Here is a 16,971-nt window from a genome sequence, read left to right as displayed (position 1 = left end):
GTAAAAATTGGCAAATTTAATTTCTCTATTGTGGGAGGTTTATTGTTTGTTTTGTCTACTGCTTACTATCTGTTTTTGATCATAAAAATTATAGCAAATTCAGTGATTAGTGTGGCACAACTGACAGGGTAATTGTTGCTTGTTTTTTTATCCTTCCACCTATCTTCCCTACTCTCTACCTCATCTGTTTGAAGTTAAATAAATAACACAAAGAAGGAATAAAATGGCTGTTAATATAAAAAAGAAAAAACCTCAAAGTAAGTTAGAAAAACAGTTAGAGATAATAGAAGAAAAAATAAATATTGCTATAGCATCGGTGACGGTCAAAGATTTATCTATTTTTGCCCGTCAGTTTGCTGCAATGTTTAATGCTGGAGTACCGATGATTCGGTGTTTAAGAGTTTTAAAAGACCAAACTTCTAATGCTAAGATTAAGTATGCTCTTAAGCAAATAAGTGGAGAAGTAGAAAAGGGTAATGAATTGTCAGAAGCAATGAAAGAACATCCTGCCTGTTTTGACGAATTATTTATAAGTATGGTAGCTGCTGGAGAGGTAGGTGGTGTGCTTGATGAAGTTCTAGATCGTTTGGCAGTTATGTTGGAGAAAAATGCGAAGACAATAAGTGAAATTAATTCAGCGATGTCTTATCCTAAAACTGTTATGTTTATTGCTTTGGCAGTGTTTTTTGGTATGACAACTTTTCTGTTACCAACTTTTGCTGGTATTTTTGAACAAATTGGTACAGAGTTGCCAGCTTTTACTAAGTTTATGTTAAGTATAAGTGAGTTTTGTAGGACTTGGCCTCCAATTCCCCAAGTCACTACTATAAGTGTAATTATTGCTATTTATATTATCTATTCGATAATTTATAAAACAGACCAAGGTAGACTGTTTTTTGACAAGGTTTTTCTCAAGCTTCCTATTTTTGGAGACATTCTGGAAAAGTCGGCAGTAGCTCGTTTTTGTATGATTTTTGGTACTTTGACTCGTTCTGGAGTGCCGATGTTAAAGTCTCTGGAAATTGTCCGAAATGTGGCAGGAAATGAGGCGATCGCTCAGTCTATTGAGTATGCAAGGCAGGAAATTCAAGGTGGGGGTATGATTAGTTTGGCTTTGCAGGAGAAACAAGTGTTCCCTTCTTTGGCAATTCAAATGATGGCTATTGGTGAGGAAACTGGTGAATTGGATCAGATGCTGATGAAGGTGGGAGCTTTTTATGAAATTGAGGTGGAAGAGGCTGTTAAGTCTCTTTCAAGTATGTTAGAACCAATAATGATCGTGGGTATTGGTGGAATGGTAGGTTCAATTTTGCTATCTATGTATTTACCTATGTTTGCGGTGTTTGAAAGTCTCTAGGGAATAGGGAGTAGGAACTCAGAACTCAGAATATAAAAAGATTTTGCTCTATTTTAAGTATCTGATGGTGGTGAATTGTAATGGTTTTGGTTAATGGAAACTGCAGTAGCAACATTTTGCTCTTGGGAAATTAATATTTTAACATATTCTTTTTCCTTGATTTTAAGTTCAATATGATTATTTATAATGGTTGTAAAAAAGTCAGATTATGAAGCATTGCTGGCTGAGTATAGTAATTCGAAAGCTTTAATTGCACTACTTAAACAATATAGATTGTATTTGGAAATGGTGCCTAGTTTTCGTCGGCCAGAAGATAGTTTAGTTACTATTCCTTTACCAATTATTCGGTTACGGGAAGAAGGTTATGAATCTGGGAAAACTGTTCCTTTACCCTGTGATTTAGGGATTTTTATGTGTGACCCGGAATGGAAGGTTAAGACTGGGGTAGAAATTTTCATTTTTATTTATCGACCTCAGGAAGATTTTTCTGATATACTTACTCGTTGGCGAGAAACTCAGGTTTTATTAGATAGGGAATATGAGTGGGTAATGCCTCAAGTTCATAAACATATTTATTCTCAAGAGGCAGAGGAAATTTATCCTTTATTTGTTTTATTTTCCGAAACTCCAGAAAGAGTTAAAAGAGGATTAATGGGAGCAAATTTGCCTTTTGTAATTCAGTCAACTTATGATTCTCTAGAAGTAGAGGTTGAGCAATCAAATATTGAGATAAAGACAATTTTATCTCAGATAGATGATGGAGTTGATGATAGTTAAGAAACAGATAATGTATGATTAGGAGATATTTTCAAGTCTTGGATATCACGAACTAGAGGGACAGGAATAACTAAAGCAGCATATAAGCTTGTTATTAATCTAAATAATAGTCGTTATTCTTCATTGTTGACTAGATCTAAAACTGGATGTTCTAGGGCAACGGATAGTTCATCTTTAGTCGTGTAAAGTGGTGTCATATAAAATCCAATTACAAGGTTTTCACAAAGGAGTATTCCTGTAAAATTCCACCTAAAAATTATTCCTAATTCCTAATTTCTGATTCCTGAGTATTGACTCCTAAACCTCCTACTTTCTCTATTTTGTAGCAGCTCTAAATTTATTTAGAGGTAAATAATTTAAAGTACATAAAAACTAAAAATTCTTTGATAGGAATTGCCACAAAGGTTAAAGGATTAATTGTCACAATAATTGTTCTAACATCTGCTTTTGCTAATTTAACTATTTGTTTGGCTACCCAATCAGCAGACATAATTCCTACAGGATTTAAATTACTTTTAAACGGACCTAATATTAATTTTCTAATTACACAAGGAGCATCTAATCTGCGTAATGTAACTAAATCTCCGAGAGTTCTTTTTGTTAGTTCATAAAGAGGGCTAAAAGCTGGATTAACTTCTGCTTCAGAGGTATTTACCCAGACTTCTTTACAGGCAATGTCGGAATTTGTTTTGACTGTTTTGAGGAATATTTCTAACATTCGCCAGCTAGAAAATGTGTTGATTTCGTAGGATTTAGCGATCGCTTCTGCTGTCTTTTCTCCATGTACATTAATGCCGTGGTTTAAGACTAAAATATCTACTTTTTCTAATAATTCTGCTAATTTTTCTTCTTGACCTATTTGCCAATTTATGGTATTAACTTCTAGGTTCTGACCGTTAATATCTAAGGTAATAGTCCTATCTTTGGATGTCAGAGCGATCACTTTTGCTCCTGCTTGATGAAGGTGTTGCAAGAGACTTTGGCCTAAACTCCCAGAAGCACCTGTAACAGCTATTTTTTTTCCTTTGAGGGAAAGAGCTGTACCCATAAGTTTATCTACCAAGGTGAGAGTTCCACAAAAATAGGCATTTTGATTGTCAAAGTGGTGTCGCCAATGGTAAGGGCGGTTCACTAACCAATTTGTTGGAGGAGTTAAAAATGCACCAGGAAGATGATTAATATCCGTAAGTTTGTCAGCATTAGGAATACCTGTGGCGCGGGCGATCGCTGGAAAGAAGAAAGTTAGGGTATAAAGAAGGCCTGCTAGAGTTGCCCATTGATAGGAAGGCATCCAGACAAAAGATAAAACCCACAATAGTATACTAAAGGTTAACATGACGACAGATTCAGGTACATCATGATACCAAGTAGCTTTTTGATAAATTTCTGTACTGACAGTAGTTAAGTCAGGGCGAAAAACGCGATGATGCCAACCATGCCATTTATATAGGGGCGACCAAATATGGGAAACTACATGATAGAGGTCTCGTACCAGTTCAGCAAAAAATATAGAACCTAGAACTAGAAAAATGTTAATTATCCAAGGGTTAAGTGGGTAAAATTCCATAGAGTTTACTAAAAAATAAGATTAATAAGATTAAGATAAACATATTTTAGGGTAGCACTATTATCAGTTATTAGTTATTAACTTCTATCAGATTTCAAAAACTTTGCTATAATTCGATTTTTTTATTTCTAAATACTATTTATTTACAGAACTTTTTTTCAAAAAAATATATGTAATTTATTCAGTTATTTGTATCAGTTTATAAAAATAGCATTACTTTCGATAAATTTTATAATATGAGATAAAAACGTAGAGAGATTGTATGCCTGGACTCTACATTGTTGTCTACTAATCATGAAAAGCGCTCTCATACCATATTGAAATAAGAATGCGTTTGAAGAGTAAGGGAGGGAAAAATATTTTACAGGAGATTTATAATTGAGCAAAAAAGATGATTTACGAATTAGAAATAGTATTGAATATATTCATTATGAGTTCTGAATCATAACTTATAGTTTCTCAAAATTTCCCTAGTTATTTGCAGCAAACATCTATAAAATTGGTACCAAATATCAAAAAATAATGTAACAAATAATCGGGAGATAAAAGGAGAATTTAATCAAATTTTCTTTTGAAAATATTATGGAACATTAAATTTATTAGTGCAAAATTGAATGATGACAATCTTGGAGCTTAGTTACCTTCAAATATAATTTTTCATAAATCTATTAAGTAAAAATTTGTACATCTTTATAAAGATGCTTATAAATGATTTTAATCTGATATTTTCGTCAGAATTATTTACTTTCAAATATAATTTTTCATGAATCTATTAAGTAAAAATTTGTACATCTTTATAAAGATGCTTATAAATGATTTTAATCTGATATTTTCGTCAGAATTATTTACTTTAATTTTCAATCATTCCCAACTAAATTATATATAATTTAAAAAAAAATTACTATACTTAATTGAATTAATTACCATTAATAATTTTGTATAAAAAGACAAAATAGAGCAAATTATTTAAGTATTTATCAAGCCATAAATACTAACCAAAAAGTTAAAATTATGGAAAAATTTAATAAGTTATCAAACTCAAAATACTGAGCGATCGCCAAATTATAATTTTTAGATTTTAATTTCTCTAAAATTATTATATAAATCATATTATATTTAGATAATTTTTTATTAATCAAGTATAAAATAGGTTAGATTTTATTATGAGGCTCAACCTAATTTTATTCAAATTTGACAAATATTTCTATAGTTTTATTTGGCTCTAAATCTATATATTGGGCACGAATAGTAGAATTTGATTTAACTGGAATAAAGCTAGTTATGCTCCCTAAAGAAAGTAAATCTCCTTTTTTTAATTCTTTTCCTTGTGCTTGTAAAGAATCTTTAATCCACAAAACAACATTCAAAGGATTACCTAATAAACTACTACCATTTCCTGATGCTAATACCTTGTCATTTTGGTCTAATATTTCTATCCGTAAACTTTTCAAACGATTTTCCCATTCATCAGTATCAGAGACAGGAATAGGTTTACCTAAAATTCCGGATCTTGCCCCAACATTAATTGCTAAAAGAGCAGGTGCATCTAATTTAACATCTTGACTATAAACTAAATCTCCCAACTCAATAAATGGGAGCACAGCATCTAAATATTTTAAAGTTTCTCTAGGAGTTTTAGCATTGTTAATTTCTGCACTTCCTACCCTCATAATTAAGTCCCCTTCTGCAATAGGGCGACTACCAAATTTTGCAGAAATAACACTACCATTTTCCCACAACATTTTTTCGAGAAAAATACCTCGTAAAGGTTGAGAGACATTAAAACGTTCTTGAGCTTTTTTATTAGTTAATGCTGCTTTATAACCAACTACTTGACCGAGAACTTGACTAATTTCTGCTACAAACAAATCTTGCACTTTCTGTGCTTGGGATAAAGTTAGATCTACTTTTGTTTGGACTGGAGTTTTTTGGAAGTAATTTTCTACTAGATTTTCTACGAACTGGGAATTATTATCTAAAGTAACTGTAGGTTTAGAATTTTTTTCTGAAGTTTCTGCTTCAGCTTGTATTTTTGATGTTTCAAAACTACAAGCTGAAAGTAATGATACTAAGAGTAAAACCAGATATTTAGACATATAGCAATTCTATTTAAGTTGTAATATTTTGGTGGCAGTTAAGTAGGAGAGTCGTCTGATTTGCAATTTATAGGACTCATAATTTAAAAGGTTTTCAGTCACTGAAGTTAATCTCAGGGAGGTTAGTGTTACTAAGCTCTAGATCCTTTAGCTCAAATTCACCTTTAAATAATAGTTCTACAGACATTTTTGCTACCTCACTTCTATCGCCTTTAGTATCATTAACAATTAGTCCAAACAGCAAAAAATTTATTTTTTTTTCGTATTTACGCCTTTCTAAACCAGTCTATTACACCAAAAATAAAAGTAAAATTAGCAAGCAAACTTATACACTTAGAATGGCAGAATTTTTTAACAGATATTCTAGATATGATCAAAAAATTTCAATAGGAGTTGTTTCTGAGCAATTCGTAAAACTTCTAATTAATGGAGTTCGTACTTTACGAGTTTGTTTTTCCAGGGTTTGTTGTTCCTTACTGATCATTATTTTTATTCTTATATTTCCATAGTATCTCTCTAGAATAAGTAATATAATTTCCGGATAATAAGTGCTCAAAAAGTATCTGTTTTAGAGTAGAGACTTAGCCGATACAATATCTATAGCAATCCTATTTGATTTGTGTCTAAAGCATTATTAATTTTTAGGGATATACTTGGGTAAATTGTCAATGGTCAATAATTTCGGAGTTGATTGTTATTTTTTTAATTATTACAACTTATTTGAGATTGCTATCAGGTTGCATTGATTAATTACAATATAAAAATATCGAGTCTATAATTGAGTAATTTTTTAGAGAGAGCTTAATTTTAAATCTGTAGGCTTTTAAATTTTGGCTATTTTTTGTAACTTGTTTTCATCTGCTAAGAAAATTATTTATTTGCTCACAGCATAAGTTATCTAAAGATAGCTAAAAGTAGTTGACTCATATCACTAATTAATGAGATTTGATTTGAAAGCTAAAGCCCTACTACAAGCTTCATGATATGATTTTATTTTTAGATAGCTGAATTTAGTAAAAATGGAGAAAGTTTTTAAGTATTAGACCTCTCCAAAAATGCCTATTTGAGAATTGCAGGGTAAAAGTTTGAGAATCTTTTATCCAGATATTTATTTAATCTCCAGATATTTATTTAATCTCCAGATATTTATTTAATCTCCAGATATTTATTTAATCTCCAGATATTTATTTAATCTCCAGATATTTATTTAATCTCCAGATATTTATTTAATCCCCAGATATTTATTTAATCTCCAGATATTTATTTAATCCCCAGATATTTATTTAATCTCCAGATATTTATTTAATCTCCAGATATTTATTTAATCCCCAGATATTTATTTAATCTCCAGATATTTATTTAATCCCCAGATATTTATTTAATCTCCAGATATTTATTTAATCTCCAGATATTTATTTAATCCCCAGATATTTATTTAATCTCCAGATATTTATTTAATCTCCAGATATTTATTTAATCTCCAGATATTTATTTAATCTCCAGATATTTATTTAATCTCCAGATATTTATTTAATCCCCAGATATTTATTTAATTCCCAGTTGACAACCGACAATGTTTACGTTCCCTGGTTTCTTCAATATTTTGCCAACCATAAGAAAAATGACTAATAGAATTAATCTGAGGAGTTGCGACTTTAATAGCTTGCATTTGTATTTCCAAAGAAGGACGATTTTTCAAAGGTTCTCCCCAAGCCCCAGCGATCGCCGGAATAACTTTCACCCCCTTAGGAGTCATACTCATAACTCTCTCCACTTTAGAAACAATACAACTGGGATCGAGATCGCCACAAGTTGCATACGCCATTGGATGCCATTCCATCGAAGTCGGAAATTGATCCCAAGGTTGGAGGCGAGAGTCAAAACCATTACTCTGTATTCTTCTATTCCCACCAGGGAAAAATACAGCACCAGCAGGCAGACCTTTTTCTTGCACTGGTTGACTAGCTACCTGGAGAAAATCTAGTATTCCTTGAGCAGCATGAGCAACACTCAATTCCCAAATTTGTGTTTCCAAACCTCGCTCCGTTAGTCTGCTATTAATAGAGGGTGAAAAGAAACGTTGCCATTTGGGAGTTCTCCCATTAATTTCTTGAGAAGTAACATACCCCTTGTCTACAAATTTTCTAATTAATTCCTTTCCCGCTTCATTTTTAGCCCGTTGCAATAACACATTCTGAGAAGCCTCACTATATATCCATAAATCTTTTACCTGGTCGGCTACAGAGTCACTCCCCATTCCCCGCAAATAACGAATATAGTCGAATAAAACTCCTTGAGGTTGTCGTTTTAAAACCTCATTCACCATAACATTATAATCTTGCCGTGCTTGGGGACTGTAAGGATCTATAAAAGTATGGAAAGCATGACTCGCACCTAACTGGTTCTGTAAACTAACATTATCTGGAATCACATCCAGGGTTGTTTGACCTCTACCATTACGCGCTAAAGCTTGTTGACGGTTAGGCAGTTGAGAATAAGTGTACCCAAAATTCATGGTAAATACCCAAGCATAAGCACGCAAACCTCTTTCCTTTGCTTTTTTCAGACTATCAGCTAATAGATCGACATTTTCATAACCAGGTACACGGAGTATAGAAGGCCAAACTGTAGGGTTATTTGCTGCGGGTAGAAGCACTTGCCCGTCATAGAAAGCTTCTATATATACTTGGTTATAACCTTGATTAACAATTTTATCTAGTATCCTGTCAATTTCTCCTGGTCTAGCATCACAAGGATATAGTCGCAACCAAATACCTTGAGTTCTCGGCCAATTTCTCATGCGACAATTGCCAACTTCTCTATTATGCTTAATTAGGATATCTTGATATTGTTTTTCTGCATTTTTATTTCCTTCTAAAACTGCTTGGCGAAGATTTTCTTTAGAGGCGATCGCTTCTGGCGGTAACTTACAATAAATGTCTGTTTGTGCTTGTACTTTTGCTGAAAACCACGGGGATAAATTTACTGCCAGACTAAATAAAATAGCTCCCAAACTATTTATATGAAAATATTTTCTAGATTTAATTTTTTTCAAAGAGGTAAACTTTGTTTGCATAATACTAAGGGTGAAAAAATAATTTTACAAATAGTCTTAAACCTCAGATGTCAAATAATTGCCTAAAATTACTGAGCTCCTGAAAGTTTTTTGGTCTTAAAATTTTTAAGACATGACTTTTGAATGGATGACTTTTAACTTCTATAAAAAGATATAGTATCATTTATCAAAAACTTTTCTACATTTCTTAATACTAGAGAATCCCTTTTACTCTCAGGAGACAGTAGTAATTAAAGACATTGCATAAAGGTATCCGTACAGCAGGTATAAAATTAATATTAACAAGAATCAAAGTATTTAAAGAAGTTATTACAAGAGTATCTTAATCACTAAAATTATTGAAGCGTTACCTAAGTATAGTATTAATGTATAGAAATTGGTATCATAAGAATTTGATAAATGTTTACTACAAATAGATATTCCTAATAATCAAAAATAGAATCAATTATTTCCCATAAATCATCATTTTTTTCTCTTGTAGGGAGGTTGTATAAAGAAGTCTCTACTAATTCTCTTTTTTTTTATCAAATGTTTCCAGGAGTCAGTTCAATAGTGTAGATTAGGTCTTGTTATGTAACATGAAAAGCCATAGCACAACCCAACAAAGCCTTACTGACTTAGGTTAGCTGAAGAAATCTGATAAGTGAGGTTGCTTAGGGGTGGAGGTGTGAGGGCAGCAGTAATTACAGAGAAAATAAAAGGAATAATTACCCCTAAATTTTTCTTTCAGATTTTATACTCAAAATCCTAAAATAGGTGAGGTTTTTGAACATTAAAGCTGGTACTTTTTTCGACTATTTGTAAAAACTTAACTTTGAGATAAATTGAGCAAACCCGACTTTAGAGAAGATAAATAAAATCTAGTTGAATACCCATAATTAAAATAACTATTATGTAAACATTAAATCCCTGAGTACTTACATAAGGTTAGCTCAACTAGATAGGAGTAATACAAATATAATTTGAGACTTTTGTGCCAAATCTGTTTTGCTTAATTGAGGCTGAGTTTTTTCACCTTCAACTATTAAGATAGCCAACTAAATATTTATAACTAATTGGTCACGGTGTATGTGAGTAGCTTTACTTTTGCTTTGCTTATCTCCGTCTACTATGTATGACACAAAAAAAATGCTAATATCTTTTCTTAGCATTGCTGAAAAGGTTATGACAATAAAAACTGAATAATTTCAAGTGTTTGTTATTCAATAGGAACAAAATTGCTCTTTAATAAAATCATACCCACCTAATCAGCAACACTAATTTTCTTGATTTTTGAATAAATCTAAAAATAACTAATAACTAATAGCTAGATAGAGAATAAATATTGTTAATTTTTTCTGACTTCTAACTAACAATTATACTCCGCGCTTTAAAGCAAGTTCTACTTGTTTAAATTCTTGTGCTAAACGTTTCTTTAATTTATCAGGCACAGGACGATTTGGATAAGAACTATAATGTCCTGCTAGAGAATCAAGAGCAGTTCGCATTGTGGTAAATGATGGTAGACTGGACACAGAATTATCACGACGATAACGGGAAGCATAGTCATTAATTGCTTGACGTGCTATTGCTTGAGCTTCACTCTTAGCTTCTGTATTTTCTGGTAACTCAATAGCTGTTTTTAAGCTGTTAATTAAGCTTAATGTATCTTCTGAATAATTTCCACTTAAAGTTGAGGGATTAGAACAACCCATCAAACCTATGGCGCAAACTAAAACTAAGGCTAATAGACGAGAAATAAAACTTTTCATGGAACTTTTATTAATATGCAATCTGATTTGTTCTTGATTCTTTGATAATTTAAAGTTTAGCTTAAGTTGGAATTTTACTCTACTCTTAAAAACTGAAAAACTGGTACAAAGCCTCAAATAAGTACTTCAGTATAACGTATACGGATACCTTTATACAAGGTCCTTTGCTTTTACTGAAGTTATCGGCGGTTACTCATCCACAGTTATCTATGGCCAAGCTGACCCCTTTCCTTCAATTAAATCCTTATTCTTTGATTAAGTCAATGTTCTAGAAAATTTTCACCAATTTTAGCAATTTTAGTTAATTCTATACAATTTTGTTTTAAGTCCTGAAATAAGTGGCAAAGCATAAACACTACACTAATAGGTTGGACTAAGCTTTTCCAATTATGTTTAATGCTTAGATTTCTCTGTAGCTTATTCTATTTATAATCTTCAAAGTTAGCCGCTTCTTCTATTCTAATTTTCAATATCAGATTTTTCGGGGTTTGTGATGGGTGGCTATGATTTTTCAAATGTTGGGGATAATGCTGATCATCCCTAGGGAAATGTCTAACTATTAATTGAAAAGCACTTGAGGTTTGGCCAAATAATGGTTGCATAACTTGATTGTGCAATACCTACCAATGCTGATTCCTATTTACGGGACTTTTGAGGATGGAGATGTGATGTTTTTATCATCGTTTGTGTTAAAAATCAAGTCACAACTGGAAGAAACTATCCTGCATTCTATGTTCTATCTTTTTTCCCCAAAATGTAATTCTTAGAGTGGATATAATATATAATATTAATTGATATTTTCCTTGGCTGTTAGGCACGGGGGGTAATTTTAGGGAACTAATTTTTAGATGGGGCGTGATGCATCATGAATGCTAAATAATTGACTAGAATATTTGCTAAAATAGAGTCTAGATAATAGTTAATAAAATTGATATTTCCCCCAAAAGAGAAAATAGGTAATAGGGAGAATTAATTAATAATTTGTGTGTGGATAAGAATTGATTTTATTAGAGATTTTTACCAGAGGTCTAATATTTTTTCACGAAATTTAAAAATCAGCATTCCCCAAAGGAGGAAGTCAACAGTCATGCACTAAGATTTTTCAAGGCTAAAACTTTGACTTGCTTAGTCATTTACCTTTTGTTGTGCTGCTGCTTCTAAAACCGTTGCTTTTTAATGAGCTTGGGCGTAAATAATTGGTGATTCTGCCTTACCCCTAGCAGAGTTATTTGCAGAATCTCTTTCCCCTGCTGAAGTTAAAATTGCTCCCTGTTTTTTCGTGCAGTCATCTATAATTCCATAGAATCTTGTACTACTTTTGATGGGGTAATATCTCCTAACTCTACCCTCGTGACTTTCACTTCCCAAGGATGAGTAGCAATATCTCATTCTCTTAGTAATGCCTCATTAATTTTTTGACGAGCTGTAAAAGTTTTATCTAATTCTCGTTTACCCATTTCTGCCCGAATTTGGGTTAAAACTAGATTAACTATTGGAGATTTTCTACTTTGTCAAAAGCTTTCCTCATATCCATAATTGGCTAATAAAGTACAGCATCTACACTAAATGAATTCTATATAAAAAATTAAATTTACTAAGAAAAATGGAAAAATTATCTGCTTTTATGAGATTATAGAATTGGAGTTAAAACAAAAAACAAAAGAAGAAAAAAATAAAATCTATTATTGTCACTGTCTTGGACAGTGAAGATGATTTTGGTGGTAAACCAAAAACTTTTCATCTTGATGGAGAGCCTCCTGAAAAGATAGAAAAAATATCCAAAAAAGAAAAAACAAAATCTATTACTATCTTGGAGAGTGAAGGGGGTTTTGGTGGTACACCAAAAACTATCTATGGATATTCTCCTAAAGACCGGAATGGTGTAAATTCTACTCGCAAGCCGAAAAAGAAAAAGAAAAAACAAGGAAAGAGTTTGAGGGCTGTTCTTATAGAGCCACTTTAGTTGCTCCTTCAAGGAGAGCGACTAACATAGCTATGACTTTAACTGTTGATGGGCTTTGTTGTACGAATACTTGGGTGATCTTCGCTGAAACAGTAAGCTAATTTCAAAACTTGCATAACCATATATTATAGGGTTTTGGCAAGTTTAGTAAAACGGCTATAATTAAAACATGATCTTGAAAATTTGAACTATGTCTATAGTTCTTGTTGCTCTTAGCAAGATAGCGCCTACAATAGCTATCACTTTAACTGTTAATGTCATACAGATTTAAGGTAAATAATTTGGGTGTTGGTTTTGAGTAGGCTAAATGTTGCAAAGCAATACAAATAGTAAAAATTAAGGAGAACGAAAAAAATGGTGATGACTAGTGATAGTTCCGAAAGAAAGCAATATAGAAACCCCGTTGTGCTTGAGTTCGGGGGGGCTGACAGTGATGATATCAGTGATTTGAGAAGAGGCGAGGGCAAGTTATTTAAAAGGATAGAACAGATAATAGCACAACTGCAAGAACAAGGTGACGTAGGCGAGAATATACAACCTATAATAGTAGTCACCAAGAAGAAAAAGAAGAAAAGGGGTCTTTTTGATTAAGTACACGATAATTCCATCAAGTCTTCCTTCATTGAAGAAATCATAAAAGGAAAACGTGTCTTTGAAAATGCTTAAGTATTCTATTTCTTTACTACACTCCTATAACCATGTATGAGTAAGTTTTGGTAAGTTTAGTAGAACGATTAGAATTAAGATACGATCTTGAAAACTTGAACTATGTCTATGGTTCTTGTTGCTCTTAGCAAGAGATCACCTACAATAGCTATTACTTTAACTGTTGATGTCATACAGATTTAAGGTAGATAATTTGGGTGTTAGTTTTGAGTAGTTTGAATGTTGCAAGGCAATACAAATAGTAAAAATTAAGGAGAAATCAAATGAAGCAAAAGGCCAACACCATTATTCTGGAAATGGAAGGGACAAAGAGGGAAGATATTCGTGATTTGTATGATGGCAATGGTAAGATAATGAGGCGTGTAAATCAAGTGCTGAAAGGACTAAAGGAAGAAGGTCAGACACCAGAAGATGCACAACCTGTAATTGTAGTTGTTAGAAAAAAGAGTAAGTAGGTAAACATTGTTAGACTAAGTAACTAAGAAAATGAGAGAATATCAAGCCTTGCTATCATGGTGAAGGTTTGGTATTCTTCTTTGTCGTATTTGTCGTATAAATTGAGAAGACTATTCTCCCGTTGAAGAGATGATCAAAGAAAAACGTTTTTTTGAAAATGCTTAAGTATTCTATTTCTTTACCACTGTAACACTAAGAATTTAAGAAAGTACCAATTCCGATATAAAGTATTACCAAAAAATTTGGTTTAAAGCCTCGCCCTTCTTGGGGTGAGTTTTTGCTTTTTTTTCTTGAATATGTTATTTCTCTAGTTTTTTTCCATGAAGGTTGTGATATTACTGCGGCACTTGTTTCTGCTACGGGAAAACTTGGTAGTTTGAGGTGGCTTAGATTTAACCTATGTAGGCCTTGAGTTATCCTTATTGAATTATCATTAGACGCGCAACTTAAATCCTAAATAATTATGTAGTTTATTCAGCAAGATCTGATCTTGTTGTTCTTGCCTCCTACTTAATAGTGATTAATATTATGTCCGGTAGCATCGTTTGTGTATGAAATTAAGTGACAGTTGGCAGAAACCCTTTAGCAGAATTTCCTTCTGTCCTCTGGAAACATCCTCCAAAGTATAAGTATTCAGGGGTACATGAGATAACATATTTATTTGGATCCATAAACCTATTAATCATGAGTATTACATTGAAAAAAAATAATACGATTATTTAGATTTATTCTATCATAAAAAATATTTTAAAATGCTTTATACTTATGAATGACTTATTGAATTAAAATTGATAACGTGAAAATACTACTAGTCTGCACAGAAAAATTGCCAGTGCCTTGTATCCGAGGCGGGGCTATTCAGACATATATAGATGGTATTCTACCTTTCCTGAAGCGAGATCATGAAGTTACAGTATTCTCTGTAGCTGATCCAGAACTACCAGATCAGGAAATTAGGGACAATATTCTCTATAAACGTTCTAGTAGAAAAACTTCAGAGGAATACTATCACGCTGTAACCAATTTTGTAGCAGGACGAGAGTTTGATTGGATAGTAATTTACAATCGTCCTAAGTATTTACCAATGGTGGCTGAAGTTGCACCAAACAGTCGTTTTATACTGAGTATGCACAATGAAATGTTCCATGCTAAGAAGATTGAACCTGAAGAAGCAATTCTATGTTTGGAACGAGTGGAAAAAGTGGTGACAGTTAGTAAGTTTATTGCTGATGGAATAGCTAAATTATTTCCAGGATATGAACATAAGTTAACACCTGTATATGCAGGAGTAGACCTAAAGCTCTTTCAGCCTAGGTGGATAGAAGGATTAGAAGGGAAACGAAAAGAAAAGTTGGCGGCTCTGGGTTTAGAAGATAAACAAGTGATCCTTTATGTGGGCAGGTTAACAGATAAAAAAGGGCCTCATTTGTTGATATCTGCTATGACCAAAGTTATCAAGAAACACCCATCTGCTGTATTATTGCTAGTGGGTAGTAAATGGTATGGTAATAATGAGGAAAACGATTATGTCCGTGAAATTAAGGTCAAGGCTGAACAATTGGGAGGAGCAGTTCAGATGACTGGTTTTATTCCCCCATATGAAGTTGCAGATTATTTCTTATTAGGTGATGTATTTGTATGTGCATCTCAATGGGAAGAGCCTCTAGCTAGGGTGCATTATGAGGCTATGGCAACTGGGTTATGTACTATAACTACTGGTAGGGGAGGAAACCCGGAAGTAATTATTCCTGGTAAGAATGGTATTGTGATCACAGACTATGAAAATTCGGGTGCATTTGCAGATTGTATAGATTATTTGTTGTCTATGCCAAACAAGAGAGAAGAAATGGGGAAAAGAGGGCGTGAGCTAGCGGAGCTATATTACAGTTGGTCAAGGGTGGCTTGGGATATTTTAAGTATTATTAATGATTCAACATCAATGTATTCATCTTCATCTTTAGAAAGATTCGGACAAACAGGATAAGGAATGAAAACAAAATAAAACTAAAGAAAGTTAATTCCCCCCAATGATTTTCCTAAGTACAAACTACAAATTTCCGGTTTTATTTAATTTACTTTCCTAAATATCTGGTAGTAGGTCGGCAAAGTATGGCATAGGTTATCAGATAATTCCAATTTCAAGAAGCGATATTGCTGGGTGGTCTTGGTTTGGTGTGGTTATATAGGCTATATATAAACCAATATTCCGCACTTCTTAAAATTAAATTGATAAGTTTTATTATACGTACAAATTATCGGGTTAAATCAAAAAATTATCATAGTTAGTGGTACATAAATTGCTGAACTAATCCAAGAATTAGAAACTATATTTGAGGAAAAAAACCCAATCTTAAACTTGAAATTTTAATTCAAGGTTCTCGGGATATTATAAATAATTATATGGATAAAAAAATGAATTTAATCCTAATGTTTTAATTCCAGCAAATGGAGAGTTATTAGATGAATTAAACCAATGTTAGCAAAGCCAAAATAATAGGGAAGCTTTCTATTAACAGTGAACAGCGATCGCTAAAACTTTCCTAGCAGGTATTGCTTGGTCAGAAGGAGGAACAATATAGGGAAGCTTTCTATTAACAGTGAACAGCGATCGCTAAAATTTTCCTAGCAGGTATTGCTTGGTCAGAAGGAGGAACAATATAGGGAAGCTTTCTATCAACAGCGAACAGCGATCGCTAAAACTTTCCTAACTTCTTAAAATTAAATTGATAAGTTTTATTATACGTACAAATTATCGGGTTAAATCAAAAATTTATCATAGTTAGTGGTACATAAATTGCTGAACTAATTCAACAATTAGAAACTATATTTTAGGAAAAAAAACTAATCTTAAACTTGAAATTTTAATTCAAGGTTCTCGGGATATTATCAATAATTATATGGATAAAAAAATGATTTTAATCCTAATGTTTTAATTCCAGCAAATGGAGAGTTATTAGATGAATTAAACCAATGTTAGCAAAGCCAAAATAATAGGGAAGCTTTCTATTAACAGTGAACAGCGATCGCTAAAACTTTCCTAGTAGGTATTGCTTGGTCAGAAGGAGGAACAATATAGGGAAGCTTTCTATCAACAGCGAACAGCGATCGCTAAAACTTTCCTAGCAGGTATTGCTTGGTCAGAAGGAGGAAAAATATAGGGAAGCTTTCTATTAACAGTGAACAGCGATCGCTAAAACTTTCCTAACTTCTTAAAATTAAATTGATAAGTTTTATTATACGTACAAATTATCGGGTTAAATCA

12 protein-coding genes and 1 pseudogene are annotated in these 16,971 nt (G+C 32.5%); 6 read left to right on the top strand and 7 right to left on the bottom strand.

What is annotated here, in order from left to right; genetic code table 11:
- Positions 1 to 223: 223 nt before the first annotated feature.
- Together TERY_RS08165 and TERY_RS08160 are read left to right on the top strand one after the other, a co-directional pair.
- Complete coding sequence (locus tag TERY_RS08165) at positions 224 to 1,357, top strand: type II secretion system F family protein (protein WP_011611380.1); 1,134 nt, start codon at positions 224 to 226, stop codon at positions 1,355 to 1,357.
- 186 nt (positions 1,358 to 1,543) lie between these two features.
- Complete coding sequence (locus TERY_RS08160) at positions 1,544 to 2,134, top strand: hypothetical protein (protein ID WP_011611379.1); 591 nt, start codon at positions 1,544 to 1,546, stop codon at positions 2,132 to 2,134.
- Positions 2,135 to 2,471: 337 nt separating this feature from the next.
- Here TERY_RS08160 and TERY_RS08155 read toward each other — a convergent pair whose 3' ends face one another.
- From TERY_RS08155 to TERY_RS30320, 7 genes and pseudogenes are all read right to left on the bottom strand, one after another.
- Positions 2,472 to 3,701, bottom strand: a complete 1,230-nt coding sequence (locus tag TERY_RS08155) for a bifunctional sterol desaturase/short chain dehydrogenase (protein WP_011611378.1) — start codon at positions 3,699 to 3,701, stop codon at positions 2,472 to 2,474.
- Between the two features lie 977 nt (positions 3,702 to 4,678).
- Positions 4,679 to 4,810, bottom strand: coding sequence for a hypothetical protein (locus tag TERY_RS36555; RefSeq protein WP_370496848.1), 132 nt, complete (start codon positions 4,808 to 4,810; stop codon positions 4,679 to 4,681).
- A 72-nt stretch (positions 4,811 to 4,882) separates the two neighbouring features.
- Positions 4,883 to 5,797 carry a 2-keto-4-pentenoate hydratase gene (locus TERY_RS08150; protein ID WP_011611377.1) on the bottom strand — a complete coding sequence of 305 codons (915 nt, stop codon included), beginning with the start codon at positions 5,795 to 5,797 and terminating at the stop codon, positions 4,883 to 4,885.
- Between the two features lie 1,549 nt (positions 5,798 to 7,346).
- Entirely contained in the window at positions 7,347 to 8,852 is a 1,506-nt protein-coding gene (locus tag TERY_RS08145; RefSeq protein ID WP_044137281.1) for a hypothetical protein, read from the bottom strand.
- A gap of 1,376 nt (positions 8,853 to 10,228) precedes the next feature.
- Positions 10,229 to 10,624, bottom strand: coding sequence for a photosystem II protein Psb27 (gene psb27, locus TERY_RS08140; protein ID WP_011611375.1), 396 nt, complete (start codon positions 10,622 to 10,624; stop codon positions 10,229 to 10,231).
- A gap of 422 nt (positions 10,625 to 11,046) precedes the next feature.
- The gene (locus tag TERY_RS34835) at positions 11,047 to 11,241 is read right to left on the bottom strand and encodes a hypothetical protein (RefSeq protein ID WP_196797249.1); all 195 of its coding nucleotides are present in this window, start codon (positions 11,239 to 11,241) and stop codon (positions 11,047 to 11,049) included.
- Positions 11,242 to 11,800: 559 nt separating this feature from the next.
- Positions 11,801 to 12,194: pseudogene (locus TERY_RS30320) on the bottom strand (SPFH domain-containing protein); the annotation flags it as partial.
- 126 nt (positions 12,195 to 12,320) lie between these two features.
- On the opposite strand from TERY_RS30320, the gene TERY_RS08125 reads away from it, so the two are divergent.
- The 4 genes from TERY_RS08125 to TERY_RS08110 all read left to right on the top strand — a co-directional run bounded on the left by TERY_RS08125 (position 12,321) and on the right by TERY_RS08110 (position 15,693).
- Positions 12,321 to 12,587, top strand: a complete 267-nt coding sequence (locus tag TERY_RS08125; protein WP_011611374.1) for a hypothetical protein — start codon at positions 12,321 to 12,323, stop codon at positions 12,585 to 12,587.
- Positions 12,588 to 12,941: 354 nt separating this feature from the next.
- Positions 12,942 to 13,178 (top strand): hypothetical protein, encoded by a 237-nt coding sequence (locus tag TERY_RS08120; protein WP_044136586.1) that lies wholly within the window; start codon positions 12,942 to 12,944, stop codon positions 13,176 to 13,178.
- 338 nt (positions 13,179 to 13,516) lie between these two features.
- Positions 13,517 to 13,708, top strand: a complete 192-nt coding sequence (locus TERY_RS08115; RefSeq protein ID WP_044136585.1) for a hypothetical protein — start codon at positions 13,517 to 13,519, stop codon at positions 13,706 to 13,708.
- A gap of 797 nt (positions 13,709 to 14,505) precedes the next feature.
- The gene (locus TERY_RS08110) at positions 14,506 to 15,693 is read left to right on the top strand and encodes a glycosyltransferase (protein ID WP_011611373.1); all 1,188 of its coding nucleotides are present in this window, start codon (positions 14,506 to 14,508) and stop codon (positions 15,691 to 15,693) included.
- Positions 15,694 to 16,971 lie beyond the last annotated feature (1,278 nt).

The sequence above is a fragment of the Trichodesmium erythraeum IMS101 genome, assembly GCF_000014265.1.
Classification (GTDB): Bacteria; Cyanobacteriota; Cyanobacteriia; order Cyanobacteriales; family Microcoleaceae; genus Trichodesmium; species Trichodesmium erythraeum.
Note: the sequence above shows the minus strand (reverse complement) of the source record. Positions and strands in the feature narration are given on the sequence as shown.

What these genes read in the sequence shown, in the direction of transcription:
- TERY_RS08165 (WP_011611380.1), top strand. Translation starts at nt 224, where the DNA reads ATGGCTGTTAATATAAAAAAGAAAAAACCTCAAAGTAAGTTAGAAAAA.
- TERY_RS08160 (WP_011611379.1), top strand. Translation starts at nt 1,544, where the DNA reads ATGGTTGTAAAAAAGTCAGATTATGAAGCATTGCTGGCTGAGTATAGT.
- TERY_RS08155 (WP_011611378.1), bottom strand. Translation starts at nt 3,701, where the DNA reads ATGGAATTTTACCCACTTAACCCTTGGATAATTAACATTTTTCTAGTT.
- TERY_RS36555 (WP_370496848.1), bottom strand. Translation starts at nt 4,810, where the DNA reads ATGATTTATATAATAATTTTAGAGAAATTAAAATCTAAAAATTATAAT.
- TERY_RS08150 (WP_011611377.1), bottom strand. Translation starts at nt 5,797, where the DNA reads ATGTCTAAATATCTGGTTTTACTCTTAGTATCATTACTTTCAGCTTGT.
- psb27 (WP_011611375.1), bottom strand. Translation starts at nt 10,624, where the DNA reads ATGAAAAGTTTTATTTCTCGTCTATTAGCCTTAGTTTTAGTTTGCGCC.
- TERY_RS08120 (WP_044136586.1), top strand. Translation starts at nt 12,942, where the DNA reads ATGGTGATGACTAGTGATAGTTCCGAAAGAAAGCAATATAGAAACCCC.
- TERY_RS08115 (WP_044136585.1), top strand. Translation starts at nt 13,517, where the DNA reads ATGAAGCAAAAGGCCAACACCATTATTCTGGAAATGGAAGGGACAAAG.